Origin of the sequence: Actinosynnema sp. NPDC049800 (assembly GCF_040656635.1) — a bacterium.
Taxonomy (GTDB): Bacteria; Actinomycetota; Actinomycetes; order Mycobacteriales; family Pseudonocardiaceae; genus Actinosynnema.
On sequence record NZ_JBFAMT010000050.1, the window covers coordinates 23,431 to 49,080 of the forward strand.

A 25,650-nucleotide genomic window follows, 5' to 3' on the forward strand; every position below is an offset into this window, starting at 1 on the left:
AGACCGGTGATGCTCGCGGATCGGTGACGCCCGCGGGCCAGCGATGTCGGTGGCGGGTGTCGCGGTGGCCGGCGATTGCGGTGGGGCGGGTTGGGCGGTCGGCGGATGGTGATGGACGGTGGTGGATGGGGCGGCGGATGTAGTGGGTGGGGTGGGTGAAGGTGGATGGGTGGTTGGCGAGGGCTCCTCATGGTTTTAACCGAGGTGCGGTAACGGTGTTTCCGTACATTTTTGGCCGTTGATCACTCGAAAGTGTGACCGGACGACCGACCGACCTGCGGAAATGGTGCACATGAGGGGATCTCACCTCCGTAGCATCCGCAGCACGGCCCGTTCCACTGTCTCACGATCAGCCGTCCTCGGTCTGATCATCACCCCCTCGTGGTACAGCCGCACCACCCGCGGGTCGATGTAGGACTTCCTCGCGACCGCCGGCGTGTTCCCCAAGTGCTCGGCCACCTCCCGCGCCACCGCCGCCTCCACCCGCTTCCGCCCCCGCGCGGACTCCGGCCGGCCCTCCCTCGCGAACGCCGCGGCGGCCAACACCGTCGCGTGCCACGTCCGCAGGTCCTTCACCGAGAACTCCGACCCCACCAGCTCCTTGAACCGCTCGTTCACGTCGTCCGACCCGACCGCGCACCCCCGCGAGTCGACCAGCAGCCGCTCGTCCCCGCCCCGCCCCCGCAGCAACCCCCGAACGGCCCGCGCCAACGCCTCGTCCTCCACCACCGTCGTGAACTCGATCCCGCCCTTCGCCGGGTAGCAGAACTCCACAGTGGACCGTCGAACGGCCACGTGCGAGCACAGCAACGTCGCCACCCCGTGGGTCCCGTTGTCCGCCGCGTACGTCTCACCCCCGACCCGGAACACCCCGCGCTCCAGCACCGCCAACGCCACCGCCAGCACCCGCCGCCGCGACCGCCCCCGCCCGCTCAGCTCCCGCGCCACCTCCGCCCGGAACCCCGGCAGCAACGGCGCCAGCACGAGCACCCGGTCGTGCTTCTCCTCGTCCCGGTCCTGCCGCCACCGCTCGTGGTACAGGTACTGGCGCCGCCCGGCCGCGTCCGTGCCCACCGCCTGGATGTGGCCGTTCGGGTGCGGGCACACCCACACGTCGCGCCACGCGGGCGGGATGACCAGGGCCTTGATCCGCGCCACGGACTCGGCGTCGAGCGGCTCGCCGTCGGCGTCGACGTAGCTGAACCCCCGCCCACGGGCACGGCGACGCCAACCGGGCCCGGACGGATCACTGCGGCGCAATCTCACAGCGCCCAGGTTCCCGACCGCGACCCGGTGAAACGCGGACCACCCGAACGATTCACAACACCGTGGTTGAAACCCGGGCCAACTGGGTATGGGACCGGCATGACACAGCCGTGGACCGTGGGAGTCGAACAGGAGTTCCTCCTCGTCGACCCGGAGTCGCGCCGACCCGTGCCCCTGGCCGACTCGGTCGCGCAGCACGCCGGCGCGGGCCACGACGTGCAACGGGAGCTGACGCCGTTCCAGATCGAGGTCGCCACGCCGGTGTGCACGACCGCCGAGGAGTTGGCGGAGCAGGTCGTCGGCGGTCGCCTCCACCTGGCGAAGGCCGCGCACGCGGCGGGATGCCGGCTGCTGGCCTCGGCGATTCCGCCGATCGGCACGCTGGGGCCGCCGCCGGGCACGGACGACCGCCGCTACCGCATGATGGAGCACTCGCACCGCGCGATCATCGGCGGTCAGGGCGTGTGCGGGATGCACGTCCACGTGGGCGTGCCGGACCGGGACGTCGCGGTCCGGGTCTCGAACGCCCTGCGGCCGTGGCTGCCGACGTTGCTGGCGTTGAGCGTGAACTCCCCGATCGAGCAGGCCGAGGACACGGGTTACGCGAGTTGGCGCACGATCGTGTGGTCGCGGTGGCCGATCAGCGGCCCGCCGCCGCACCTGGGTTCCGCCGCCGAGTACGACCGGCTGGTCGGGGCGCTGGAGTCGACGGAGGTGCTGCTCGACACCGGGATGGTCTACTGGGACGTGCGGCCGTCCGCGCAGCACCCCACGGTTGAGGTGCGGGTCTCGGACATCCCGATGACGGCGCGCGAGGCGGTCGTCATCGCCGAGGTCATCCGGGCGTTCGCCCGCACCGCCGCCGAGTCGGGGGAACCCGAACGGGTGGATGACGTGATGTTGCGCGCCGCGTACTGGCGGGCCGCGCGCGACGGCGTGGACGGCTTGGCCGTCGACCCGAGCACGGGCAACCTGGTGCCGGCCCGGGATCGCGTGGCCGAACTGGTGTCGTGGTGCGCGAACGCCCTCGAGGACGCCTCCGCGCTGTCCACTGTGGAGGATCACCTGGCCTGGCTGGGCGCGCACGGCAGCGGCGCCGCGCGCCAGCGCCGGGCGTTCGGCGGCTCGCCGGACGCGCGCGGGCTGGTCGACCTCATCTTGGCTGAAACGGTCGACGACGGCCGTTGAGGTCTACCGTGAAGGATTCGACGCCGCGCCGGCGTCGCTGAGTGAGAGGAGTACCGGCGTGCCAGAACCCGCGGCGACGCTCGCTTCCGTTCGGGTCGACAGACCCGCGGACGGCGTGGTTGTGCTGCACGTGTCGGGCGAGTTGGACACGAGCAGCGCGGAGGAGTTGACCAGGCCGCTCACGGAGCACCTGGTCGAGAACGTGCGCGGTGTGGTGGTGGACCTCGGTGGGGTGCGCTTCCTCGGTTCGGCCGGGCTGGAGTCGCTGGTCGTCGGCAGTCAGCGGGCGAGCGCGCTCGGCGTGCCGCTGGTGCTGGTGGCGACCAGCCGGGCGACGCAGCGGCCGATCGAGGCGACCGGGCTGAGCTCGGTGTTCACCGTCGTCGGTTCCGTGCAAGAGGCGTTGGACCGGTTCTAGGCCGCCGTCGCCCTACCAGAACCGGCGGACCGTCCTGATGGCGCAGCGCACCGCCCCCACCGGGGGCAGTGCGCCCGCCGGGGGCACCACCCACCGCGATTCGGCCGCCGGGACGCGCCGCGGGCCGTGCCAGTAGCGGACGTCGGGCGGCGGCACGTGCCCCGCCACGGGTTCCGGGTCGGGTCTGGCGAGGAACAGCCAGCGCAGCCGGGGACCGGGCACGGCGAGGATCGGCCCGAGCGGTCCGGCGGAGCGGAGGTGGGTGCTGACCTCGGCGCCCCAGCTGGCCGGCACCTCTACCGCCACCGCGCCCTCGGCCAGCACCAGGGAGGCCAGTGTTTCGTCGACGTGCCACGGTTCCATGCCCGCCGATGGTGGCGTCGGCCCGTGTCGGGATTGTGTCGCCGTGCGGCGCGGCGCGTTAATCCTGGCCGATGTCCTCGAACCACAGCTCGGGCTTGGCGGCGATGAAGTCGGTCATCAGCCGGACGCACGCCTGGTCGTCCAGCAGCGTGATCTCGACACCGTGCTCGGCGAGCCAGTCGTGACCGCCGTGGAACGTCCGGGCCTCGCCGATCACCACCCGGGGTATCCCGAACTGGCGAACGAGCCCGCTGCAGTACCAGCAGGGTGACAGCGTGGTGACCATGACGGTGTCGCGGTAGCTCGCCCGGCGGCCCGCGGCGCGGAACGCGGCGGTCTCGGCGTGGGTGGAGGCGTCGCCGTCCTGCACCCGCCGGTTGTGGCCGCGGCCCAGGAGCGTGCCGTCGGCGGCGAACAGGGCCGCGCCGATCGGGATGCCGCCCTCGGCGAGCCCGGCGCGCGCTTCGGCCACCGCCACCGCCAGCATGTCCCGTGCGTCCGCGCTCTTGTCCACGGCGCCAACCTACTTGGGCGGCAGGGTCTCGACGAACTCGCGGGCCCGGCCGATCCAGTCGGTGAGGCCGGAGTCCTCGTCCAGCTCGGAGCCGTCCACCACGACCCAGCCGCGCATCACCTTGCCGGTCAGGTCGAAGACCCGCGTCCCGGGCAGGGCGAGGCACTCCCCGGCCGCGTCGGGGCCGACGCGGGCGATCAGGTCGTCGCCCATCACGCCGACGAGCATGTTGCCGTGCAGCAGGAACGCGACGCCGCCGAACATCCGCTTGGCGCTCAGGCCGGGCAGGTCGCCGACCTCGTCGCGGATCCGTTCGGCCAGGTGCTCGTCGAACGCCATCTCCCGGTCCTCCCCTGTTCGATCCTCATGCGCCGAAGCACAGGAACCCGGCGCTCGCGGCGAACGCCACGTCGCCGTCGTCCCGGTGCGCCTCTTGCGCGCCCGCCAGCGCTTCCGCGGGCGGGTGGCCCGCGCCGAGCCTGCGGTGCAGGTCGACCATCAGCGGCGTGGTCACCTCGGCTGGCACCGGGATGACCGGCGCGACCAGCGTGCGCGTGCCGAGCCCGAGCAGCGCGGCGGTGAACCCCATGAGCTCGTCGCCGGGTCGCACCGCCGACAGGCCCGAGTCGCACGCCGAGAGCACGACCCGCGCGGGCGGTGTGCGCAGCCGTTCGAGGTCGTAGACGGTGAGCGGGCCGTCGGCCAGTTCCAGCGCGGAGAACAGCGGGTTGTCCGCGCGGAACGAGCCGTGGGCGGCCACGTGCGCCAGCGGCGCGCCGTCCATCGCCGACGCCACCGCGTCCACCGTCGCCGCGCCGCCCACCAGCACCGAGGGCCGGACCGGGCCGAGCGACGCGATCGCGGTGATCTCCGTCGGCGCGGCCGGCAACCGCGGACCCGCCGCCAGGACCACCCGGTCGTGCGACACGAGCTCGGACGTCGCCGCACGCAGCCACACCGTCGCCGACGGCACCACGGTCACCGCGCGGCCGCGGCACGCGGGCAGCGCGGACCACGGCAGGCCGCCGAGCAGGCCGGTCGGCGCGAGCACCAGCGGACGGTCGTCGAGCCGCCGCCGCAACGGTTCCAGCAGCCGGTTCTGCAGCAACCGGGCCGCGTGCTCGGCGCCCGCGCGCACCGGGGTGCGGTCGACGTGATCGGGCAGCGTCACGAGCCGGTGCAGGGCGAACCGGAGCAGCCGCAGCTCGCGCAGCGCGCCGGCCGCCGGGCCGAGCCGGTGCAGCGACGCCCGGCCGCCCGCCACGACCACGGCCAGCAGCTCGCCGTCGTGGTCGACGTACTCCACCAACGCCGACGTGCCCAGCGCCCGGGCCAGCTCGCCGACCGCGGGCGGCTTGAACACCGCGCCACCGCCGCCGGTGCGCCGGGTCAGCTCGCGCACCCGCTGCTCGCCGCGCACCTGCCGCTGCCGCAGCGCCGCCGTCGGCCGCCCCGCCGTGGACGCCGCTTCCAGGTCCGCCGTCACGGCGCGCAGCTCGGCCAGCGCGTCGGCCAGCCCGGAGTCCTCCGGCGGCCGGGCGGGCGTCATCCGCAGCGCGCCGGCGCGCCACGCCTCCGCCCAGCTCAGCACCCGTCCGGCCCGGCCGCCCGCGACCGCCGTGCGCAGGCCTTCCGACGCCAGCGCCGCGCCCTGCGCCCCGCTCAACGCCCGCAGCTCCGTCGCGCCCAGGGACACCCGGTACTCGTCGAGCAGCGCCAACCCGCGCCGCAACGCGATCTGCGCGCCGCGCGTGTTGCCGAGCAGGTCGCGCCGCAACGCCTCGGCGTACCAGCCCTGCACGCGGTGCGCCGCCGGTCCGCCGCGCCGGGCCGCACCCGCCGCGGTCAGCTCCGCCACGGCGCGCGAGCGGTCGCCGAGGTCGCGGGCGACCAGCGCGCCGTCGACCCGGGCCTCCAGGCCCGCCATCCGCCACCCCAGCGCGTCCAGCCGGCCCGCCACCCGGGTCAACGCCGTCACCAGCGCCCTGGTCCGCTGCCCGCTCAGGTAGGCCGCGCGCAGTTCCACGTGCCGCGCGCCCTCCGCCCACACCTCGCGCTTCTCGCGGCGGAAGCCCTTGCGGGCGGCCACCGCCATCTCCACGGCCCGGTCCAGGTCGCCCTCCAGCAACGCGATCCTGGCCCGGTAGAACAACGCCTCCGACCGGGCCAGCACCAGGTCGCCGCCCAGTTCGCCCAACGCCCGGTCGGCCGCCGCCCGCGCCTCCTCCAGCAGCGGCACGGACACCAGCAGCTCCAGCCGGTTGATCAGCAGCGCGGGCCGCGGCACCGCCAGCCGCCGGTACTCCCGCTCGGCCTCGGCGAACATCGTCAACGCCCGCGGCACGTCGCCCGCGCGCGACGCGGAGATGCCCGCGTTCCACCGCACGTCGGCCACGGCGAGCGCCTGGTCGAGGTCCCGGTAGAGCGCGGCCGCGCGGTCGAAGTCCTCGTCCGCCGCGCGCAGGCCGCCGGTGTAGGCGCGCAGCAGCCCGCGGTTGTTCAGCGCCCGCGCCTCCACCAGCCGCTCGCCGAACCGGCGCACCACCTCGATCGCGGCGTTGTACTCGCGCAACGCCTCGTCGTACCGGCACAGGTAGTGCAGCACCAGGCCGCGTTGCATCCGGCCGCTGCCCGCGTCCACGCCGCGCAGGTTCGGCAGCGCCGCGTTGATCGCGCGCAACGCCTGGGCGTGCCGCCCGGTGTTCGACAGCACGAACGCGAGGCTCATCCGGGCGAGTGCCGCCGAACGCGCCGATCCCGCCCGTTCGGCGATGCGCACGGAATGGCGCAAGTGGCGCAGCGCCGCGTCGAACTCGTGCAACTCGCGGAACGCGAGACCGATCGCGCGTTGCGCGGCGGAGGCCTCCTCGTCGTCGCCGGAAGCCCGCGCCGCCCGCAGCGCGGACCGGCCGATCTCGATGGCCGCCCGCGGGTCCCGCTGCCGGGCTTCCAGCGCTGCGGCGGCGGAAACCCCTGCCACGAACCCACCTTATTACCAAGTCGGCTGTGGTAGCTTGCTCACACCCGGCACCCGTCGACGTCGCTGTGAGGCCTCGGTGTCCGAACCATCGAATCGCTCCGGGCTCTACCAGGAGGCCTTCCAACAGGCCATCCGCGACCACAAGAGCTACCGCCTCCACCCCGAGCGCGGCCGGGAATTCCTCTTCGTCGCCGGTGAGCTGCTGACCATTCCCGAGGACGTCGACCGGGTCGCCCGGAAACTCGCGCAGAACAACATCGGCAACTCCCGCGGCCGGGATTTCGCCGGAATGGCCCGGCTGGTGCTGGCCCGCGATTCCGACGACATCCCGGAGATCGTCCGCCTGCTGCGCGACCCGGCCCAGTGGCCCGGCGAGCGCACGCCGTACGTGCAGCCGCACCACGTGCTCGTCGGGCACGGCGGCAACATGCACGGCAACCCGGGCGAGCCGCCGCGCGTCGGTTCGCCGCTGAAGGACCCGGACCCGGCGAGCACCGACCTCGGCCGCGGCGTCGTGGTCGGCATCGTGGACACGGGCATCTCGGCGAGCGCCGCGATCGACCACCCGCGGTGGCTCGGCGACGCGTTCGTCCCCAAGGCGGACGAGGTCGACGCCGCCTACCGGCACACCGACGTGTTCGCCCTCGAAGGCGGCCACGGCACGTTCGTCGCGGGCGTGGTCCGGCAAGCCGCGCCGGGTGTGCGGTTCGACCCGGAGAAGGCGTTGGACCCGAACGGTCTCGGCACCGAGGAGCAGTTCGCCCGGGCGCTGTCGTCGTTCGACGAGAAGGTCCAGGTCGTCAACGTCTCGATGGGCTGCTTCACCCAGGACGACACCGCCTCCGAACCGATCCGCCGGGCGCTCGCGGGCCTGCCGCGCGACGTCGTCGTGGTGGCCTCGGCGGGCAACCAGGGCACCACGCGGCCGAGTTGGCCGGCGGCGCTGCCCGGCGTCGTCGCCGTGTCCGGGGTCGCCGAGGAGCGCGACGGCAGCCGTGCGCCGGCCTGCTACGCCAACCACGGGCACTGGGTCGACGCGTGCGCGGTCGGCAACCGGACCAGCACGTTCCTCAAGGGCCGGTGGGAGCTGCCGGGCCTGCCGGTGGACGTCTTCGACCGGTTCGCCTACTGGCTGGGCACCTCGTTCGCCGCGCCGCACGTGGCCGGGCGGATCGCCGCGACGATGACCGAGCGCGGCCTGACCGCCGTCCAGGCCCGCGACCACCTGCTGGTCGGTCGACCGGAGTTCTTCCCCGGCTACGGGGTGCTGGTCGAGTAGGCCGATCACGCGGACCCGGCCCGACGCCTCGCGAGGTCGGCTTCCAGGCGACCGGGCCGCCGTCCGCGAAGCAGCGGCCGTCAACGCTGTATCTCGCGACCCGGTCGCGACTCCGTAGTGTGTGGCAGCGAAGAATCCGAAGTCCGTGACCCGGCTGGGGTCCGCGCCGGCGCAGACCGGGGCGGAGGCGCAGCATCCCCTGGACCAGAGGAGGGGACGTGACCCCTGCTTCGCCGATCGGCGCGCTCGTGAGCGCGGCGGCGGAGGGCGACCAGCGCGCGTGGAACGAGATCGTCGCGCGCTTCTCGCCCTTGGTGCTGGCGGTGGTGCACCGGCACCGGTTGCGGCACGCGGACGCGGCGGACGTGCACCAGACCGTGTGGTTGCGGCTCGTGGAGCAGCTGGGCAACCTGCGGGAGGCGGACGCGCTGCCCGGCTGGATCGCCACGACCGCCCGCAACGAGTGCCTGCGGGTGCTGCGGGTCCAGCAGCGCACCCTGCCGTACGACCCGCGGTCCGAGGACGAGCCGGCGAGCCCGGACGACGCGGTCGCGGACCTGGACGAGGAGCTGGAGGCCGCCCAGCGGCGGCAGGCGCTGCGCGAGGGATTCCGCTCGCTGTCGGAGCCGTGCCGGGTGCTGCTGGCCAGGCTCATGGCCGACCCGCCGCCGAGCTACGCGGTCCTCGCCGAGCAGCTGGCGATGCCGGTGGGCAGCATCGGACCCACCCGGATCAGGTGCCTGGAGAAGTTGCGCAAGACTCCCGCGGTGCTGAAGCTGGTCGAGCCGCGGCCGGTGGGCGGAGGAGGTGTGGTCGGTGTTGAGGGACGATCCGGGGTGGGAAAGCGATGAGGTGCTGCTGCGCGAGCTCGGCGAGGCGCTCGCCGAGGAGCGCGACGTGCCCGAGCACCTGCTCGACGCCGCGCGGGCGGCGTTCGCGTGGCGCACGGTCGACGCCGAGCTGATCGCCCTGACCAGCTACGACTCCGTGCTGGACGCGGAGCTGGCGGGCCGGGCGCGGGCGACGCAGACCGCGCGGCAGCTCGTGTTCGACGCAGACGGCGTGTCGGTGCAGGTCGAGGTGACCGAGGCGGGTGTCGCGGGCCAGGTGCTGCCGGCGGGGCCGGGCCGGGTCGCGCTCGTCACCGCGACCGGGCCGGTGGAGGAGGCGGAGCTGGACGAGCTGGGCATGTTCCTGCTCGGCCCGCCGCCGTCGGGACCCGTCCGGTTCCGCTGCGAGGTCGGCGGCACGACGGTGATGACCGACTGGGTGTGTGTTTAACCCGATCCGGTGAAACCTTGACGCCGGTGGCCACGGGTCCGGAAGATGCGCGGTGACCTGATCTTCACCCACCGCCGCACACCCACCCATGACCGAGCCAGTCCGCGTCACCACCGCCGGGGGAAGCGCTCCCACGGCGGTCGAGGCGTGGGCGCTGCCGGAGCTGTTCCGGCAGGTCTTCGTCGGTTCCACGGCGGGCATCGCGATCTTCGACGCCCGCGGCGCGCTGGTGGGCGCCAACCCGGCGCTGGAGGCGATGCTGCCGCCGGAGGAGCTGGCGACCCTGTTCACCGCCACGCCGTCCGCCGCGGACGAGGTCAGGACGCAGCGCCGGTTCACCGACGCGGCCGGCGAGCCGATGTGGACCGAGGTGGCGCTGTCGGTGGTGCGCGACGCCGACGGCCGGCCGCGCTGGCACGTCGCCGTGGTCGAGGACACCACCGAGCAGCGGGTGCTGCGCGACTACCTGCGCCACCAGGCCCTGCACGACGTGCTGACCGGGCTGCCGAACCGGCAGAGCTTCCTGCCCAGGCTGGAGCAGGCGCTGGGCCGGCCGGGCTCGATCACGTTGTGCTACCTGGACGTGGACGGCGTCGCCATCGTCAACGACGGCCTCGGCTACGAGGCGGGCGACGAGCTGCTCCGGGTCGTGGCGCGGCGGCTGACCGCGGTGGTGGCGGAGGAGGAGAAGGCCACGGTCGCGCGCATCGGCGGCGACGAGTTCGTCGTGCTGATCGAGGACTCGCCCACGACGCCGGGCATCCCCGCGCTGGCCGAGGCGATCGAGGCCGCGCTGGTCGAGCCGGTGCGGCTGGCCGGGCACGGCGTCGGCGTGTCCGCGGGCATGGGATTCGTGCGCACGTCGGCGCGCGGGTCCGACGCGATGGCGCTGTTGCGGCAGGCGCACAGCACCCTGCGCCGCGCGGAGAGCGGCGGCAAGGGCCAGTGGGGCATCTACGACGCCGGGCGGGACGCCCGCGACCGCGCCCGGCTGTCGCTGGTGGCGACCATGCCCGGCGCGTTGCAGAACGGCGAGATCGCGCTGGACTACCCGCCGGTCGACCGGGACGGCGAACGGGTCGCGGTGGCGGCCCGGCTGCGGTGGCACGAGGCGGAGTACGGCCCGGTGTCGCACGAGGAGTGCCTGCGGTTCGCCGACGAGCTCGGGCTCAGCGGCCAGCTGGCCGAGTGGGTGTTGGACGAGGCGTGCGCCTTCGCCGCGGCCGAAGGGCTGCCGGTGCTCGTGCGGCTGTCGCCGGACCAGTCGCGCGACCCGGACCTGACCGCGCCGGTCGCCGAGGCGTTGCGCTCCTCGGGGCTGCCGCCGGAGCTGCTGTGGCTGAGCCTGTCCGCGCGGTGCCTGTCCGCACCGGCCGAGGACCTGGACGCGTTGGAGGACAACCTGGTCGCGTTGGGCGGCATGGGGGTCCGCCTGCTGCTGCACGACGTCACGTTCGGCCTGCCGGAGCTGTCCGCGGTGGAGCGGCACGGCCTGCACGCCGTGGAACCGGCCCTGCCGACCGGGGAGGCGTTGGCGCACCAGGCGTTGTCCGCCGTGCTGCCGCTGGTGCGGGCGGCCGGCGCGCTGGTCGTCAGCGACGGTCGCCTGCCGGGAGCGGACCTGGTCGTGCGATCGTGATGATCTCGCGGCTGGTGTCGGTGAGCGGCGCGCGGTCCCAGAAGCCGTAGCGCTCGGCCACGTCGAAGCCGGTCTCGCGCAGCAGCGCGTCGAGGTGGTCGGCGTCGGTGAACCGCAGCGTGCCGCGGTCGACGCGGGGGTGCGGCCAGTCCGGGCTGCTGAACGTCTCGGTCATCGTGACGAGCCCGTCCTCGACGCTCTCCACGAAGTGCTCGACGCGCACCCGCTCGCCGTCGGGGCCGACGATGTCGGTGCCGTTCTCGGGCGTCCACCGCTCCCACGCCCGCGCGCCGGGGTTGCGGGTCTCGAACGCGAACCGCCCGTCCGGCTTGAGCGCCCGCCGGATCGCGGTGAACTGGGCGCGCGCCTCGTCGTCGGTGAGGAAGATCTGGAACGCGTGACCGGTCATCACGACCAGGTCGAACTCACCGTCGAACGCGACCGTGCCGAGGTCGCCGCGCACCCACTCCACGCCCGGGTCGCGCCGCGCCTGCAGGAGCATGCCCTCGGCCGGGTCGAGCCCCACCAGCCGACCGGTGTGCCCACTGGCGCGGGCGGCCTTGAGCAGCGTGCCCGTGCCGCAGCCCACGTCGAGCACGGCGTCCGCGGCCAGCACCCGCTCCAGGTAGAAGCGGTCGTCGTCGCCGAACTGGTTGATCAGGTCGTAGTAGGCGGCCAGGTCCGGGTCCTCGAAAGAATCTGCCATTCGGGCGAGTGTGGCCCGCACGGCGACGGGCCGCGACCGGATTTCCGGCCGCGGCCCGTCGCGCGGGGTGGGTCAGGCGAACATCGGCTGCCGCATCGCGTGCTGCACCAGCGTGATGAGCGTCTGCTTGGTCGACTGCCGGTTGCGCGCGTCGCAGGGCACGATCGGCACCGACTCGTCGATCGTCAGCGCCTCCCGGATGTCCTCGATGCGGTGGTGCAGCAGGCCGTCGAAGCAGTTCACGCCGATCACGTACGGCAGCTCGCGGTCCTCGAAGAAGTCGATGGAGGCGAACGCGTCCGCCAACCGGCGGGTGTCCACCAGCACGACCGCGCCGATCGCGCCCTTCACCAGGTCGTCCCACATGAACCAGAACCGGTGCTGACCGGGTGTGCCGAACAGGTAGAGGATGAGGTCGCTGTCCAGCGACACCCGGCCGAAGTCCATGGCCACCGTGGTGGTCATCTTGTTGGGCGTGGCCGAGAGGTCGTCCACGCCGACGCTGGCCTCGGTCATCACCGCCTCGGTGGTCAGCGGCACGATTTCCGACACCGACCCGACGAAGGTCGTCTTGCCGACACCGAACCCGCCGGCCACCACGATCTTCGTCGACGTGACGGTCAGGCTCGCCGCGGGTGACCCCGGCCGGTCGGGAGCGCCACCGCTCATGTTGCTCTGCTTTCCCTAGTAGTAGGACCTCGCCGGGTGGTGGGACCTCAGCCGCGCATGGCGACGTGCAACTGCGAGCGGATCTCCGGGGTGAGCTGGACGCCGACCCGCTCGACCAGCCGCGTCATCGCGTAGCCGATCAGGCCGATGTCGCAGTTCGGCGCCGCGAGCACGGCCAGGCACGAGCCGTCGCTGATGGACATCAGGAACAGGTAGCCCCGCTCCATCTCCACCACGGTCTGCTTGACGTCACCCGCCTCGAAGCAGCGCGCCGCGCCGAGGTTCAGGCTCACCAGGCCCGACGCGACGGCCGCGAGCTGCTCGGCGCGGTCGATCGGCAACCGCTCCGAGGACGCGAGCAGCAGGCCGTCCGCGGAGACCACGATCGCGTGCGCGACGCCCGCGACCCGGGCGACGAAGTCATCGACCAGCCAACTGAAGTTCTCGAGTTCCTCGGTTGCGGTGGTCACTTCTGCTCCTTGGTCTGATTCCCGCCGTTGGCGGGGGTGTTGTCGTCGAACGACACGCCTTCCCACGGCATGCCGGCGTCATCGCCCGCCTGGCGGCCGAGTTGCACACCTCGCTGGTAGGTGGCGAAGCGCTGGCGCAACCGGTCGGCGGACCTGCGCGGCGGCACGGCGGTGGCCACGCCGGCCGACGTGGCGCCGTTCGCCGACGGCTGCGCCGCCGCCGGGGCGGGCGCCGAGCCGCGCGAGGAGGGCGCGGACAGCGAACCGGGCATCAGGCGCGCCTTGGGCACGCGCTTGGGCAGGCCCGCGGTGGTCGTGTCGTCCACCGGCGCCTTGAGCGCGCTGGTCGCCCGCGTCCAGCTGTCGTCCGCCGCCGCGCCCCAGCCGGGACCGGCCGACGCGCCGGAGGACGGGATCGCCGACGGCGCGGGCTCGCGCTTGGGCAGGCCGGCCGGGGTCGAGCCGCGCGGCTCGGGCGGCTTCGGCCTGGTCGTCGGCGCGGGCGGCGGGGTGATCAGGTCGGACCGGTCGGTGTACGCGGTCTGCTCCGACGCCGTGCCGACGTGGCCGCCGTCGGTGCCCATCAGCTCGGCGCGGTCGGCGAACATCGTCCGCTCGGACGCGGTCTCCGGCGGCACGGCGGACGGCTGGTGGTCGACCTCGCCGCGCACCACGCCGCCCTCGGCCTCGCCGCCCTGGAACCAGCGCGACAGCACGTCCTCGTAGATCGGCAGCCGCTGGGTGGAGGCGTCGTCCTCCTCCCGCTCGACCGCGGCCGGCTCGGGCGCCGGTGGCCGCGCGGCCGAGGGCGGGTACGAGTAGTCCGGCACCTCTTCGCCGGGCGGCGGCACGGTCTCCGTCACGGTGGCGGTGAACAGGTCGTCCACCGGGGTCTGCTCGACCTGGAAGTACCCGTTGGGCTCGGCCTCGTGCGTGTGCACGACCTGAGGTCCGGTCGAGGCGGGCAGCTCCAGCGGCGCGTAGCCGCCGGGCGCGATCTCCGGCGTCCACTTGGGCACGCCCGCGAGCACGCCGACACCGCTCTCCTCCAGCTGCGGCGCGGCCTGGCGCTGCGGCAGCGCGGCGGGCACCGGCCGGGGCGCGAGCGGCTCGGGACCGCGGTGCAGCAGGTCCATCGGGAGCACGACCTGCGCCGTGACGCCACCCTCTATGTCGTCGTTGTTGCTCAACGTGACCCGGATGTTGTGCCGCTTGGCGAGCTGGCCGACCACGTACAGGCCCATCTCGCGGGCCACCGACACGTCGACCTCGGGCGGGTCGGCGAGCTTGGTGTTGGCCTCGATCACGTCCTGCTCCTGCATGCCGACACCGCGGTCGTGGATGCGGATGGACACCTCGCCGCGCCGGGTCTCGATCGCCCGCACGGTGACCTTGGTGGTGGGCTTGGAGAACGCGGTCGCGTTGTCCAGCAGCTCGGCGATGAGGTGCGCGAGGTCGTTGACGACGCGGCCCTGCACCTTCAGCTCCGGCGCGGGCGCGATCTGGATCCGGGCGTACTTCTCCACCTCGGACACCGCGGCGCCGAGCACCTCGGAGATCGGCACCGGCCGGGTGACGCGGCGGTTGACCGTGGTGCCGGAGAGCACCAGCAGGTTCTCGCTGTTGCGGCGCATCTGGGTGGCCAGGTGGTCCAGCTCGAACAGGCTGGCCAGCTGGTCGGGGTCCTGCTCGTCCTGCTCCAGCCGGTCGATGACGGTGATCTGCCGCTCGACCAGCGCCTGCGAGCGCCGGGACAGGTTGATGAACATGTCGTTGACGTTCGCGCGCAGCGCCACCTGCTCGACCGCCAGGCGGACGGCCTCGCGCTGCACGGCGTCGAACGCCCGGGCCACCTGGCCGACCTCTTCGGTCGTGTTGATGGGCACCGGCACCAGCGCCTCTTCCGCGGCGCGCGCCGGGTCGCGGTGCGTCCGGATCCGCTTGATCGCGTCCGGCAGGCGGTTGCGGGCCACGTCCAGCGCGGTGCGGCGCAGCACGCGCAGCGGCGTCAGCATCGAGCGGGCGACGAAGGCCATGAGGGCGAACGCGATCACCAGCGCGACGGCGACCAGCGCCGCGTCGCGCCACGCGGACGCGCGGGCCGCCTCGGTCAGGTCGATCGAGGCCTGGTCGGCCTGCCGCTCCAGGTCCTGCGACACCTGCCGCAGCAGCGCCGCGGTCTCCTCGCCGACCGCCATGACGTCGCCGTCCGAAATGGACACCTCGCCGGCGTCGGCCTGCTGCACCAGCGCCAGCTGCACCAGGCTGTTGCGCGCGTCGACCGGCGTGCCGGTCACGGTGTCCGACAGCAGCTGCCGGTTCTCCTGGCTCGCGGTGACCGCGAAGTCGGTGAGCGCCGCGTCCAGCCGGGACTGCGCCGCGCGCAGCGCGTTGGCCTGGCCGGGCGCGAACTCGCCGCGCTTGGCCGTCGACAGCAGGATCGAGTTCTGCTGCGTCAGCTGCTCCTTCGCGGAGTAGAGCGCGAGGTTGGCGCCGGCCAGCGGGGTGATCGTCTCGTTGCTCAGGCTGCTCGCGGTCGCGCGGTGCACCTGCGCCAGCGCGGCCAGCACCTGGCCGTAGGCGCTGTGCACCGAGATGTCGGGGTACTTGGTGGTGGTCACCGTGTTCCGCAGCGCGTTGAGGCCGTCCAGCGCCTGCAACGACTTCTGGAACGCCTCGCGCACCGCGTCGTCGACGCCGGTCGTGGAGGCCGCGACGTCGCGCAGCCTGCCGACCTCGGTGTCGACCTTGCTCGAGCGCGTCTGGAACTCGGGGGCGTTCTCCTGGCGACCGCCCGCGACGAACCAGACCGCGGCGTCGCGTTCCAGCTGCAGGGCGTCGGACACCGCCGCCACCTGGGCGGACAGCTGGAGCTCCCGCTGGACCTGGCCGAACAGCTCCACGTCGTCCAGCTGGGTGTTCAACCTCAGCCCGGCGAGGGTCAGCGTGCTCAGCGCGGGCACCAGGAGCACCACGGCCAACTTGCTGCGCAAGCGCCAGTTCCGCAGCCGCCACCGGGACACTCCCCGGTCGCCGGGCACGGCGCCTGTGCTGGGCCCCGAGTCGGGTGGACCGCTTCCAGCGGCACCCGTGTCGAGTTGAATCCGCTCCGGATCTCTCCCGGAGGCGTGGTCGTCGTGACCGCGCACCGTCAGCACACTCCCCAGCCCGGTGAAACGACACTTCCCTACAAACCCGGTGGATCTTGGTGGAAAAACCCGCCGAGTCATACCGCCGTTCGGACGAGGTCGCCGGTAGTTTGCAAATCAACCATTGTCGCGCGGGCCACAGGTGGGCGCGCTAAACGATCGCTAACCGGCGTTCATGGATTTTTCACGCCCTCGACCCGAGCGGGAAACACCCGCGGGGGAGCCCGGCCCCGACGACGGGCTCCCCGCGGGATCAGCTACCTGACGCGGCGACCAACATCGGCTTGACGTCGAAGTCCTTCTCCAGCAAGCCGTAGGTTCGCATCAGACCCGCCACGCGCTGCAGGCGGGTGGCGTCGAGCGTGGTCGGGAACTCGCCGAAGTGCACGAGGCTGGCGGTTTCCTTGTCGACCTTCGCGTACTCGACCAGGAGCGGCTCGACCGTGGGGCGGTCCGCCGCGTCGCGCTGGCCCTTCGCCATCGCGCGCTGGAACGCGGCGACGGTGTTCGGGTTCTCCTTCACGAACTTCCCGGTCGTGGCGTAGCCCGCGATCGGGATGTCCGCGGTGGGGCCGGACGCCGCGTCGAGCACGGTGATCTGGCCGCTGGACCGCTGGGCCCGGCTGATGAACGGCTCCACCATGAAGGCGGCGTCCACCGTGCCGTTCTGGACCGCGGCCTCCATGTCGGGGAACGCGAACTCCTTGAACGTCACCTTGGAGGGGTCGACGTCGTTGGCTTCCAGCGTGGCCTTCGCGGTCAGCTCGGCGATGTTCCGGAACGTGTTGATCGCGATGGTCTTGCCCTCGAGGTCCTTGGGCGACTTGATCGGCGAGTCGGCCTTCGCGAGGATCAGGAACATCTCCGGCTTGGCCTGGTAGCCGTCGCTGACCAGCTTGAGCCCGTCGACGGCCTTGGCCGTCTCCTTCGCCTCGGCACCGAAGAACGACACCCAGTTGCCGAAGGTGATGTCGAGCTCGCCGTTGATCAAGCCCGGGATGGCCGCGGCGCCACCCTGGATGATCTTGATCTCGACCTCGAGACCCTCCTCCTGGAAGTACTTCTTCTGGATCGCGACGTGGACCGACGCGACGTCGAGGATGGGGAGCAGGCCAAGGGTGATCTTGGCCTTTTCGACCTTGCCCGGTGCGGCGGCGGCGTCGGTGGGCTTCTCCTCGGAGCCACCGAGGAGACCGCAGCCGGAGACGACGGCGAGCATCGCGACCGCGGAGACAACGCCGAAGATCCTTCGTGCCGAGAGGCCGACTCTTCGAGTCATGGGGGGCATCTCCTGTTGGAGTGAAGACTTTGCGGGGGCAGGATGCACGAGCGACAGGGTGCTGCGGAACCACTCAAAGTGACACGAGTGGTTCGACAAGACCCCAGTCGACCGACACTCGAAGGCTGATCCACTACCTTCGGTGAGCATCTTTGCACAGGCTGTCCAGAGGTTGGGGTATGCGGTGAGCGATCTTGACGCGGAATGGGCCGTACAGAGCAACCGGCGCCCGGTGGGCATCGTCGGAGCGGGCCCGGCGGGATTGACCTTGGGGAACCTGCTCCGCGAGGCCGGAATCCCCTGCGTGGTGCTGGAGAAAGGCACCCGCGAGCACATCGAGACCCGGCCGCGCGCCGGGGTGTTGGAGCACCGCGCGGTGCAAATGTTGACCGAGCACGGGCTCGCGGACCGGTTGCTCCGAGAGGCGGACAGGCATGGCGCGTGCGAATTCCGGGTGAACGGAGAATCGCACGAGGTGGACTACGCCACCCTGTACGACGGGCAGACGCACTACATCTACCCGCAGCAGGAGGTCGTCCAGGACCTCGTGCGGCACTACGTCGACGAGCGCGGCGGCGCCGTCCGGTGGTCGGTCAAGGACGTCGAACTGCACGACATCGAGTCCACTGAACCGGCTCTGACCTGGACGAACGCCGACGGCACCCGGGAGCGGCTCGACTGCTCGTTCATCGCGGGCGCGGACGGGTTCCACGGCGTGACGAGGCGCAGCATCCCGCCGGGCGCGGTGCAGGAGTTCAGCCACCAGCACGGCATCGAGTGGCTGAGCATCCTGGCGGAGGCGCCGCCATCCACCCACAAGGTGATTTACGCACTTCACCCGGACGGATTCGCGGGTCATATGCTCCGCAGTTCGACGGTTTCGCGCTACTACCTCCAGGTCCCGGTGGACGACACCGTGGACAACTGGCCGGACGAGCGCGTGTGGGCGGAGCTGCACAAGCGGCTGGCGCTTCGGGACTCCGACTGGAAGCTCACCGAGGGGCGCATCGTCGAGAAGCGGATCCTCGACATGCGCAGCCACGTGGTCGAACCGATGAACCACGGCAACCTGTACCTGCTCGGCGACGCCGCGCACATCATCACCCCGGTGGGGGCAAAGGGAATGAACCTCGCGTTGCACGACGCCGAGGTGCTCGCCGACGCCCTGGCGCGCTACCACCGAACGGGTGATGAGACGGGGTTGCGGAGCTACTCGGAGGTGTGCCTGCGGCGCGTGTGGCGTGCGCAGGAGTTCTCGCAGTGGATGGTGTTCATGATCCACCGGTCGCCGGAGCCGTTCCTGAGCCGGTTGGGCCAAGCCAGACTCGAACACCTCATCGCCTCCGGGTCGTCGGCCGGCTATTTCGCCCAAAACTACGTGGGGCCCTAGGAAGAACAACTTACGATTAGCGGGGCCTGCGCCGCGGTTGACGTCCCGCATTGACACCGGAAGACCGGCGCCTTGTTCTCCGCCACGGCATTCAGGCGTGCTCGACCCGGAGAACAAGGCGATGGCCCGATCGAATCACCGGCACATTCGAATCACCACCGGACTCGGCCGATCCCCGCATCGGGCCGGTGCATTCGTCACCGATTCCACCCGGTGGCCGCCCGGACCCACCCGCCGACATCTTCTCGCCGGCGCCCCGGGCGCACGGGAATCACCACCGGAACATCCCGCCGAAACGGCCGTAAAAGGGCGCGACGCGCACGGCGCGTGATCATGCGACGACGGCGCGGTGATCTTCGACGAAGGCCTCCGCGGCAAGAAAGATGTCGAATCGTTGTGAACGATCCCCGTCGAAACCGCGTCCGGAATCCGCTTCCGCGCGGCCCCGCGCACGACAACGGGCGACCCACGGCGCCGGCGCCCTGAGAGGGCCGACAAGCCGCGGATCGCCCGCTGTGCGTTATAGGGCCTGGAAAAGGCCTGTCACGTCGTAGCGCGCTCCTCGGCCTCCGCGCGCGAGGCCTCCGCCCGCTCCGCCTCGGCCCACTTCGCCGCCTGCTCCTCGTTCGCCTTGCGCCGCGCCTTGACCTCCTCGGAGGTCTTGCCGACGTTCAGCAGCCGCGCCACCTCGGCCCGCAGGGCGACGAACGCCTCGGACTCGCGGGTGGTGATCTGGTCGCGCTCGGCGGGCAGGTCGACCTTCAGGTCCGCCACCACGGACGCGGGCGACGTGGAGAGCACCAGGATCCGGTCGCCCAGGTAGACGCTCTCGTCGATGTCGTGCGTCACCACCAGCACGGTGGTGTCCTGCTCGGTGCGGACCTTCAGCAGCAGGTCCTCCAGCTCGAACCGGGTCTGCGCGTCCACCGAGGCGAACGGCTCGTCCATCAGCAGCAGCGCGGGCCGGTAGGCCAGCGCCCTGGCGATGGCGACGCGCTGCTGCATGCCGCCGGACAGCTGCCACGGGTACTTGCGCCCGGCCGCCGACAGGCCGACCCACTCCAGCGCCTCGGCCGCGCGCGTGCGGCGCTCGGCGCGGCCCAGGGTGCGGCGCAGCGGGAACTCGACGTTCTTCTGCACCGTCAGCCAGGGGAACAGCGAGCGGCTGTAGTCCTGGAACACCACGGCGAGGTCGTCCGGCACGCCGCGGACCTCGTTGCCGTGCAGGCTGATCTCGCCGCGGGTGGGGCGGATCAGCCCGGAGATGGTGCGCAGCAGCGTGGACTTGCCGCAGCCGGACGGGCCGACGACGCAGACCAACTCGCCGGTGCCGACGGTGAACGACAGGTCGGCGATCGCGGTGTGCGCGCCGTCCTTCGCCTGGTAGGTGTGGCCGAGGTCGGCCACTTCGAGCATCGCGGTCATACTGCTTTTTCCTCCACCGTCGCGGGGGTGCGCTCCTGCTTCGGTTGCCACGCAAGGGCTTGGCGCTCGAAGGCGAGGAGCACGGTGTTGAGGGCATAGCCGAGGACACCCAGCAGGATGATCCCGGCCCACATGTCGGGGAAGTCGAACTCCCGCTGTGCGACGAGGAGTTGCGACCCGATCCCGTTGTCGGTTCCGACGAGTTCGGACACGACCATGAGCACCAGCGACAGCGACAGGGAGACCCGCAGCCCGGCGAAGATCTTCGGCGCCGCGGAGGGCAGGACGACACCGAGGATCCACTGTGGCTTGGGGATGCGGAACACCGCCGAGGTCTCGAACTTCGTGGCGTCGACGGAGCGGGCGCCGTCGATGCTGTTGAGCAGGATGGGCCACAGCACGCCGAAGACGATCGTGGCGAGCTGCATGGTGGTGCCGACGCTGAACACGAGCAGGAACACCGGCACCAGCAGGGGCGGCGGGATCGAGCGCATGAACGTCAGCAGGGGCCCGGCGTACTCCGCGGCCGTCGCGGAACGACCGAGCGCCACGCCGAGCGAGATGCCGACGACGGCCGCGATGCCCCAGCCGGCGAGCAGCCGGCCGATGCTCGGGAACACGTGGTCGAACACCGTGTCGGTGAGGAACAGGTCACCGGCCGGTCCGGAGAACCACAGGTCGTGCGCGGCCACGGCGATCTCGGTGGGGCGGGGGAAGAACGTGTCGTCGGCGTACCAGGTGAGCAGTTCCCAGACCACGACGAGGCCCGCGAACACCGCCCACCGCTGCAGGAATCGACTCACGACCGACCTCCGGTGACCGCGCTCCAGCCGACCCAGCGGCGCTGCGCGCGTTCCAGCCCTTCGTTGAGCACGTAGCCGATGATGCCCGCGACCACCGTGCCGGCCAGGACGATGTCCATCCGGCCCGCGCCGCTGCGCGCGATCGCGATGTACTGCCCGATGCCGCCGGAGCCGCCTTCCAGCAGCTCCACGCTGACGATCACGACCAGGCTCGTCGTGGCGGCGAGCCGGATGCCGGTCAGCACGAACGGCAACGCGCTGGGCAGGGCGACCGACGCGAGCACGCGCACCCGGCCGGAGCCGAACGCCCGCGCGGTCTCGACCAGCAGGGGGTCGAGCTCGTCGAGCGCGTAGATGGTGTTGAACAGGATGGGCCAGATCGCCGCGTACACCGCGAGGGTGATCTTGGTTTCGGGTCCGATGCCGAGCAGCAGCACCGCCAGCGGGATCAACGCCACCGACGGGATGGGGCGCAGGAACTCGACGACGGCGCGGGTCGCGTGCCGGACGGGCGCCACGCTGCCCAGGACGAGGCCGAGCGGGACGGCGATCCCGACCGACAGCGCCACGGCGATGAGCACGGCGAGGACCGTCGCGATGACGTCCCGCAGGAAAGCCTCATCCCCCAACAACTTCACGAGTTCCACCGCTACGACGGACGGCGGTGGCAAGTACTCCGAGGGAACCAGCCGGAACCGGCCGACCAGCTCCCAGATGACGAGGAACCCGGCCACACCGAGCAGTCCTCGGGTGAGCGCACGCACGCGCAAACGCCTCTTCCCAGTTGATCAACCCCGACTAACCCGGCTCAATCTAGAGAGTGAAGTCCCCCGCCACAATGAGTGGCGGGAAAACTTCATGATGTGATCTTGCAACGCCGGCCCGCAGGTGGCGGGGCCGATCTCCTCGCCTTCCGCTCAGTGGAACTAGGGGTTGGCACAGGGCGGGTCGTAGGGCAAGTCGGGGAAGTGGACCTCCCACTGCCGCGCGGTGATCCCGGGGTGCGCGGTGGCGCAGATCCGGTCCACCACCGCGTCCAGGCCGGTCTCCCAGAACCGCAGCACCGAGTCGCCCGCGCTGACGAGCGTGCGCCGGTCGGACGTGAACGCCACCGAGTTGACGCCCGAGGAGTGCGCGGCGAACACGGCCACCTGCCGGGCGGGCCCGTCGCCCGCCACGTCGTGCACGCGCACCGTCCCGTCGGCGCCGGCGACCGCGACGAGGGTCCCCGCCGCCGCGACCGCGCGCACCGCCCACCCCAGCGGCTCGGCGGAGGCGAACCGCACGTCCGAGTCGGCGGCGCCGTGCCCCGGCTCGACCTCCCGCCACAGCACGGCCTCGCCGTCGGACCCCACCGTCGCCATCGCGCCGGCCGCCGACGCCACCTCGGCCGGCGACCGGGCGTCCAGCACGTCCCGCCGCCGCCGCTCGGGCCACAGCGGGACGGTCGTGTCCCACTCCTCGACCGCGCCACCGGCCCTGGCCACGACCAACCGGTCGCCGTCGCCGTCGAACGCCAGCGCGGCGACCGGCGCCCCGGCGTCCCGCCCGTCGGCGATCTCGGCGACCTGCGCCAGGGTCGCCACGTTCCACAAGCGCGGCACGCCGTCGTCGAACGCGCCGGTGACGAAGTGCGTCCCCTTCGGGCTGAACGCCACCACGTGCGCCCGGCCCGCCTCGCCGACCAGGTCGGGTGAGGCGAGGTTGGCGGTGCGCCACACCCGCACCGGCCCGTCGTCGGCGACGGTGACCAGGTGCTCGCCGTCCGGGCTGAGCGCGGCGGCGCGGACCCGGCCCGGGTGCGCGGTCAGCGGCCAGGCGGTGCGCGGGCCGCGCGGCGGGGAGATGTCGACGAGCCGCAGCACGCCGTCGACGTCCACGGTGGCGGCGAGGGGGCGATCGGCGGCGACCGTGACCGAGCGCACCGTGGCGCGGTGCGCGACCGGCAGGTCGGTGAGGTCGGTGAGCCGGACGGACCGGTCGGTCCCCGCGGTGACCAGGGCCCGTCCGCCGGCGGCGAAGGCGACCGCGGTGACCGGGCCGAGGTGGCCGTCGACCGCGGTGGCCTCGACCGGCGCGTCCCGGTCGGTGACGTCCCACAGCCGGGCGGAGCGGTCGTCCCCCGCCGTGGCCAGCACCCGCGCGTCGTCGTTGAACGCCAGCGCGCGCACGTCGCCGCCGTGCCGCAGCGCCGTCACCTGCCGGGCGGGCCGGCGGGGATCGGCGACCTCCCACAGCCGCACCACCCGGTCCTCCCCCGCCGTCGCGAGCACCCGGCCGTCGTCGCCGACCGCCAGCGCGGTGACCGGGCCGACGCCGCCGACCAGCACCCCGGACGCGCCGGTGGCCACGTCGACCGCGTGCACCACGTCGCCGGACACGACCGCCACCACGTGCCCGGACACGAAGGCCACCCTGGTCGACCCGCCGGTCTGCGGCAGCGGCACCGGCTCGGCGCCCGCGGCCAGGTCCCACGCCCGCGCCCGGCCGGCGACGAAGCCCGCGACCAGGTACCGGGCGTCGGGCGAGAACGCCAGGTCCGACGTCCGCTCGCCCGCGTCGACCAGCCGGTGCACGACCACGGGTCGGCGCGGGTCCGCCACCCGCCACACCACGATGGCCTTCGCGGACGCCCCGGCGAGCCACCGGCCGTCGTCGCTGAACGCCAGCACCCACGGGTCGGTCAGCCCGGCCAGCACGCCGCGGTGCTCCGGGCGGCGCGGGTCCGAGATGTCCACCAGCCGCACGTCCTGCACGCTGGTGTCGTCGGTGACGGCGAGCAGCGTGCCGGTCGGGCTGACCGCCGCCGAGCGCACCGCGATGATCCGGGTCGCGTAGGGCTCGGTGAACGCGCCGTACAACGCGTCCCGCGTCTCGGGCAGCGGCGCGAGCCGGTGCGCGGCCAGGGTGAGCTGCAACGACAGCGCCGGGTCGGTGTCGCGCAGCGCGGCGGCCTGGGTGATCACCTTGTGCGCCAACGCGATGTTGCGCTGCTCGGTCGCGGACCGCTCGGCGACGACGGCGAACACGATCGCGCTGGACGCCAGCACCAGCAGCACGGCCATCACCGACACCAGCTGCCGCAACCTCCGGGTGCGCCCGAGCTCGACGGCGCGCACCGCGTCGTCCGCGGCGACGCTGGCCTCGAGGAACCGGATCTCGCCCGGCGTGAGCCGTGGTCCGCGGGTGCCGTCGACCCACTCGCGCGCCAACGCCAGCCGGGTGCCCCGGTACAGCGCGCCGGGATCGCGGTCCAGCGACTCCCAGGTGTGCGCGGCCTCGGTCAGCATCCGCTGCACCCGCAGGCCCGCCCGGTCCTCGGCGATCCAGTCGCGCAGCCGCGGCCAGTTGCGGATCAACGCCTCGTGCGCCAGCTCCACCGTGTCCCGGTCCAGCACCACCAGCCGGGCCTGCGCCAACGCGGCCAGCACCTCGGGGTGGTCGACCTCGGCGCGGGCGACGCGGCGCTTGGTGTCCTCGGTGCCCTCGCCGACCGCGATCAGCCGCAGGAACACCTGCTTGGCGATCAGCTGCCGGGCCCGGCTCATGGCCGTGTAGACGTGCTCGGCGCTGCGCGCGATCGAGTGCTCGACCCCGCCGACCTCCTCGTAGCCGGCCAGGGTCAGCGCGACACCGCGCCGCCGCCGCCACGTCTCCAGCAACGCGTGCGACACCAGCGGCAGCACCGCGGGTTGGCCCGCCGCGTCCGCGACCAGGCGCGTGACCAGCGCGGTCTCCACCTTGCAGCCGACCGCGACGGCGGGCGACACGATCGCCTCGCGCAGCTCGTCCGCGGACATCGGGCCGACCAGGACGTGCCCGCCGCGCAACGCCTCCACCAGCTCCGGGTACTGGCCGCAGTGGCCGAGGAAGTCGGCCCGCACGCCCAGCACCACGCGCGTGCGGCTGGTCGGCGCGGACGTGGCGGTGGTCAGCGCGGCGATGAACGCGGCCCGTTCGGCGGGGTCCTGGCACAGCGTGAAGACCTCTTCGAACTGGTCGACCACGATCAGCAGGTCGTCGTCGCCGCCGACGAGGGCCTGCCGCACGCGCAGGTGCAGGTTCTCCGGGTACGCGGTGAACTCGGCGGCCAGCGCGGGCGCGTCACCGCCGGTGCTCGCGGCGACCCGCACCGCCAGCTCCTGCACCGGCCGCGCGCCGGGCGTGAGCACGACCGAGCACCGGCCCCACGTCGCCGCCAGGCCCGCCCGCAGCACCGACGACTTGCCCGAGCCGGACGCGCCGAACACCCCGGCGAACCGGCGTTGCGCGACGAGACCCGTCAGCTCGCGCACGACGCGGTCGCGGCCGAAGAACCGGTCCGCGTCACGCACCTGGAACGCCGCCAACCCGGTGTACGGGGCCTCGGTCGTCTCCGGCGGGGTGCGCGGGTTGGCGTCGGCGATCCGTTCGGCCAGCGCGCGCCAGCGCGACTCCCACGCCACGGCGTCACCGCCGCAGGCGCGCACGTAGGCCAGCGTGACCGCGAGGCTCGGCAGCTTGCGACCGTTCGCCGCTTCCGACAGCGCCGCCGCCGAGTAGTGGGCGTCGCGGGCGAGCCGCCGGTACGTGGGGCTGCCCGCCCGTTCCCGCAGGGCTCTCAGGTCGGCGGCGAACTCGCCGAGGTCACGGCTGTCCGCCCGTAAGGGGCTCTCCGATCTGGCCATCGCTTCGTCGCCCTCCCCTTCGACGAGGGCGATTGTTCAGAAAAGCCTGTTCAGCGTCCACGCGCTGACACTGAACAACCCGTCTGCCGTAGGAATGGCGGTGGAACCGCGTGAGGGTTCCGCAGGGGGGAGGGGCGCTTGGTGGTGAAGGGGGACCCCACCAA

21 protein-coding genes are annotated in these 25,650 nt (G+C 72.8%); 7 read left to right on the top strand and 14 right to left on the bottom strand.

The features are described 5' to 3' along the window. Positions 1 to 303 precede the first annotated feature (303 nt). Positions 304 to 1,266 carry a DNA topoisomerase IB gene (locus AB0I91_RS35415; RefSeq protein ID WP_498783413.1) on the bottom strand — a complete coding sequence of 321 codons (963 nt, stop codon included), beginning with the start codon at positions 1,264 to 1,266 and terminating at the stop codon, positions 304 to 306. A gap of 99 nt (positions 1,267 to 1,365) precedes the next feature. Here AB0I91_RS35415 and AB0I91_RS35420 point away from each other — a divergent pair, with 99 nt between their 5' ends. Both AB0I91_RS35420 and AB0I91_RS35425 read left to right on the top strand, forming a co-directional pair. After that, the gene (locus AB0I91_RS35420) at positions 1,366 to 2,454 is read left to right on the top strand and encodes a carboxylate-amine ligase (protein ID WP_499640837.1); all 1,089 of its coding nucleotides are present in this window, start codon (positions 1,366 to 1,368) and stop codon (positions 2,452 to 2,454) included. 58 nt (positions 2,455 to 2,512) lie between these two features. Continuing rightward, a complete protein-coding gene (locus AB0I91_RS35425; RefSeq protein ID WP_498783409.1) occupies positions 2,513 to 2,872 on the top strand; it encodes an STAS domain-containing protein in 360 nt (119 codons plus the stop codon). 12 nt (positions 2,873 to 2,884) lie between these two features. Here the strand turns inward: AB0I91_RS35425 and AB0I91_RS35430 are convergent, their stop codons facing one another. The 4 genes from AB0I91_RS35430 to AB0I91_RS35445 are packed head-to-tail and all read right to left on the bottom strand — an operon-like array spanning position 2,885 to position 6,729. Further along, positions 2,885 to 3,235: a hypothetical protein gene (locus AB0I91_RS35430; protein ID WP_498783407.1), complete on the bottom strand. Its 351-nt coding sequence runs from the start codon at positions 3,233 to 3,235 to the stop codon at positions 2,885 to 2,887. Between the two features lie 58 nt (positions 3,236 to 3,293). Then, a complete protein-coding gene (locus tag AB0I91_RS35435) occupies positions 3,294 to 3,722 on the bottom strand; it encodes a nucleoside deaminase (RefSeq protein ID WP_498783437.1) in 429 nt (142 codons plus the stop codon). A gap of 36 nt (positions 3,723 to 3,758) precedes the next feature. Then, entirely contained in the window at positions 3,759 to 4,088 is a 330-nt protein-coding gene (locus AB0I91_RS35440) for a TfoX/Sxy family protein (RefSeq protein WP_499618700.1), read from the bottom strand. Positions 4,089 to 4,113: 25 nt separating this feature from the next. Beyond that, the gene (locus AB0I91_RS35445) at positions 4,114 to 6,729 is read right to left on the bottom strand and encodes a CHAT domain-containing protein (RefSeq protein WP_499640840.1); all 2,616 of its coding nucleotides are present in this window, start codon (positions 6,727 to 6,729) and stop codon (positions 4,114 to 4,116) included. 76 nt (positions 6,730 to 6,805) lie between these two features. Between AB0I91_RS35445 and AB0I91_RS35450 the strand changes: the two genes are divergently transcribed. From AB0I91_RS35450 to AB0I91_RS35465, 4 genes are all read left to right on the top strand, one after another. Continuing rightward, on the top strand, positions 6,806 to 8,008 hold the full coding sequence (locus tag AB0I91_RS35450) for a S8 family peptidase (protein WP_499640841.1): 1,203 nt from the start codon (positions 6,806 to 6,808) through the stop codon (positions 8,006 to 8,008). Between the two features lie 218 nt (positions 8,009 to 8,226). Continuing rightward, positions 8,227 to 8,859, top strand: a complete 633-nt coding sequence (locus AB0I91_RS35455; protein WP_498783400.1) for an RNA polymerase sigma factor — start codon at positions 8,227 to 8,229, stop codon at positions 8,857 to 8,859. Beyond that, positions 8,825 to 9,289 (top strand): hypothetical protein, encoded by a 465-nt coding sequence (locus tag AB0I91_RS35460; RefSeq protein ID WP_498783398.1) that lies wholly within the window; start codon positions 8,825 to 8,827, stop codon positions 9,287 to 9,289. The genes AB0I91_RS35455 and AB0I91_RS35460 overlap by 35 nt, the downstream gene beginning before the upstream one ends. Before the next feature lie 88 nt (positions 9,290 to 9,377). Next, on the top strand, positions 9,378 to 10,928 hold the full coding sequence (locus tag AB0I91_RS35465; protein ID WP_499640843.1) for a diguanylate cyclase domain-containing protein: 1,551 nt from the start codon (positions 9,378 to 9,380) through the stop codon (positions 10,926 to 10,928). Here AB0I91_RS35465 and AB0I91_RS35470 read toward each other — a convergent pair. From AB0I91_RS35470 to AB0I91_RS35490, 5 genes are all read right to left on the bottom strand, one after another. After that, positions 10,882 to 11,634 carry a class I SAM-dependent methyltransferase gene (locus AB0I91_RS35470; protein WP_498783395.1) on the bottom strand — a complete coding sequence of 251 codons (753 nt, stop codon included), beginning with the start codon at positions 11,632 to 11,634 and terminating at the stop codon, positions 10,882 to 10,884. The two genes, AB0I91_RS35465 and AB0I91_RS35470, sit on opposite strands and share 47 nt — an antisense overlap. A 72-nt stretch (positions 11,635 to 11,706) precedes the next feature. Beyond that, the gene (locus tag AB0I91_RS35475; RefSeq protein WP_498783393.1) at positions 11,707 to 12,303 is read right to left on the bottom strand and encodes a GTP-binding protein; all 597 of its coding nucleotides are present in this window, start codon (positions 12,301 to 12,303) and stop codon (positions 11,707 to 11,709) included. A 47-nt stretch (positions 12,304 to 12,350) separates the two neighbouring features. Beyond that, the gene (locus AB0I91_RS35480; protein ID WP_053721145.1) at positions 12,351 to 12,773 is read right to left on the bottom strand and encodes a roadblock/LC7 domain-containing protein; all 423 of its coding nucleotides are present in this window, start codon (positions 12,771 to 12,773) and stop codon (positions 12,351 to 12,353) included. Continuing rightward, a complete protein-coding gene (locus AB0I91_RS35485) occupies positions 12,770 to 15,766 on the bottom strand; it encodes a nitrate- and nitrite sensing domain-containing protein (RefSeq protein ID WP_499640845.1) in 2,997 nt (998 codons plus the stop codon). Before AB0I91_RS35485 ends, AB0I91_RS35480 begins: the two co-directional genes overlap by 4 nt. Before the next feature lie 409 nt (positions 15,767 to 16,175). Next, a complete protein-coding gene (locus AB0I91_RS35490; protein WP_499617898.1) occupies positions 16,176 to 17,201 on the bottom strand; it encodes an ABC transporter substrate-binding protein in 1,026 nt (341 codons plus the stop codon). A 142-nt stretch (positions 17,202 to 17,343) separates the two neighbouring features. Here AB0I91_RS35490 and AB0I91_RS35495 point away from each other — a divergent pair, with 142 nt between their 5' ends. Then, the gene (locus tag AB0I91_RS35495; RefSeq protein WP_499617899.1) at positions 17,344 to 18,591 is read left to right on the top strand and encodes a 4-hydroxybenzoate 3-monooxygenase; all 1,248 of its coding nucleotides are present in this window, start codon (positions 17,344 to 17,346) and stop codon (positions 18,589 to 18,591) included. 543 nt (positions 18,592 to 19,134) lie between these two features. On the opposite strand, the gene AB0I91_RS35500 is transcribed toward AB0I91_RS35495, so the two are convergent. The 4 genes from AB0I91_RS35500 to AB0I91_RS35515 form a co-directional block, all read right to left on the bottom strand. Then, the gene (locus tag AB0I91_RS35500) at positions 19,135 to 20,016 is read right to left on the bottom strand and encodes an ABC transporter ATP-binding protein (RefSeq protein ID WP_498783386.1); all 882 of its coding nucleotides are present in this window, start codon (positions 20,014 to 20,016) and stop codon (positions 19,135 to 19,137) included. After that, on the bottom strand, positions 20,013 to 20,819 hold the full coding sequence (locus tag AB0I91_RS35505) for an ABC transporter permease (protein ID WP_498783384.1): 807 nt from the start codon (positions 20,817 to 20,819) through the stop codon (positions 20,013 to 20,015). Before AB0I91_RS35505 ends, AB0I91_RS35500 begins: the two co-directional genes overlap by 4 nt. Next, on the bottom strand, positions 20,816 to 21,583 hold the full coding sequence (locus tag AB0I91_RS35510; RefSeq protein WP_498783382.1) for an ABC transporter permease: 768 nt from the start codon (positions 21,581 to 21,583) through the stop codon (positions 20,816 to 20,818). Before AB0I91_RS35510 ends, AB0I91_RS35505 begins: the two co-directional genes overlap by 4 nt. 162 nt (positions 21,584 to 21,745) lie before the next feature. Further along, complete coding sequence (locus AB0I91_RS35515) at positions 21,746 to 25,486, bottom strand: nSTAND1 domain-containing NTPase (RefSeq protein ID WP_499640847.1); 3,741 nt, start codon at positions 25,484 to 25,486, stop codon at positions 21,746 to 21,748. Between the last annotated feature and the right edge of the window lie 164 nt (positions 25,487 to 25,650).

Bases quoted from the DNA above. Each gene is read 5' to 3' on its own strand.
- AB0I91_RS35465 (WP_499640843.1), top strand. From the start codon at position 9,378: ATGACCGAGCCAGTCCGCGTCACCACCGCCGGGGGAAGCGCTCCCACG.
- AB0I91_RS35470 (WP_498783395.1), bottom strand. From the start codon at position 11,634: ATGGCAGATTCTTTCGAGGACCCGGACCTGGCCGCCTACTACGACCTG.
- AB0I91_RS35430 (WP_498783407.1), bottom strand. From the start codon at position 3,235: ATGGAACCGTGGCACGTCGACGAAACACTGGCCTCCCTGGTGCTGGCC.
- AB0I91_RS35500 (WP_498783386.1), bottom strand. From the start codon at position 20,016: ATGACCGCGATGCTCGAAGTGGCCGACCTCGGCCACACCTACCAGGCG.
- AB0I91_RS35440 (WP_499618700.1), bottom strand. From the start codon at position 4,088: ATGGCGTTCGACGAGCACCTGGCCGAACGGATCCGCGACGAGGTCGGC.
- AB0I91_RS35420 (WP_499640837.1), top strand. From the start codon at position 1,366: ATGACACAGCCGTGGACCGTGGGAGTCGAACAGGAGTTCCTCCTCGTC.
- AB0I91_RS35490 (WP_499617898.1), bottom strand. From the start codon at position 17,201: ATGACTCGAAGAGTCGGCCTCTCGGCACGAAGGATCTTCGGCGTTGTC.
- AB0I91_RS35435 (WP_498783437.1), bottom strand. From the start codon at position 3,722: ATGCTGGCGGTGGCGGTGGCCGAAGCGCGCGCCGGGCTCGCCGAGGGC.
- AB0I91_RS35475 (WP_498783393.1), bottom strand. From the start codon at position 12,303: ATGAGCGGTGGCGCTCCCGACCGGCCGGGGTCACCCGCGGCGAGCCTG.
- AB0I91_RS35515 (WP_499640847.1), bottom strand. From the start codon at position 25,486: ATGGCCAGATCGGAGAGCCCCTTACGGGCGGACAGCCGTGACCTCGGC.